2 protein-coding genes are annotated in these 651 nt (G+C 49.5%); one reads left to right on the top strand and one right to left on the bottom strand.

Annotated elements, in window-relative coordinates; translation table 11 throughout:
- Positions 1-390: kinase/pyrophosphorylase (locus A3750_RS01585; RefSeq protein WP_197474795.1), on the top strand; the 390-nt coding region annotated here is incomplete at its 5' end.
- Position 391: 1 nt separating this feature from the next.
- Here the strand turns inward: A3750_RS01585 and A3750_RS01580 are convergent.
- Positions 392-631: an FAD-dependent oxidoreductase gene (locus A3750_RS01580; protein ID WP_068547970.1), complete on the bottom strand. Its 240-nt coding sequence runs from the start codon at positions 629-631 to the stop codon at positions 392-394.
- Between the last annotated feature and the right edge of the window lie 20 nt (positions 632-651).

Here is a 651-nt window from a genome sequence, read left to right as displayed (position 1 = left end):
TATGACGAAGCGGATGTCATTTTGGTTGGCGTATCTCGAAGTGGTAAGACCCCAACCTGTCTCTACCTCGCTATGCAGTATGGCATTCAGGCTGCGAACTACCCGATTACAGAAGAAGACATCGAAGACCAAAAACTACCTGCACTTTTAAAAAGTTATCGCGGCAAGATTTTTGGTTTGACCATTGAACCTGAGCGCCTGTCTTTGATCCGTAACGAGCGCAAACCAAATTCGCGCTACGCAACGATGAAGCAGTGCAACTACGAAGTAGAAGAGGTGGAATTAATGTACCGCCGCGAACGAATTCCATTTATGAACACAACAGACTATTCCGTTGAAGAAATCGCAACACGTATTATGGTGCAATCGGGATTACAGCGGCGGTGTTGAGTTAGCGTTTTGCCGCTCGAGACATCGCACATGCCTTGCGAAACATTGAATTAGCCGGGTCGGCAAGCGCGTCGCGCTCTGGCCGGTATTGTTCAATATCAATGTAAGGCCGCTGTCCGCTAGCAAGCTCAGCTAATACTCTGCCATACCCCGCACTCATCGCTATCCCCGATCCATTGCAACCGGTACCAACGAAAACACCCGGCACTCGCTCAAGCGCTCTTATGGCGGCACTAGGCACAACCGGCTATACATTAATTG

The organism is Oleiphilus sp. HI0079, assembly GCF_001635105.1.
The sequence above is the reverse complement of the archived record's forward strand: the minus strand, read 5'-3'. Positions and strand labels throughout refer to the sequence as shown.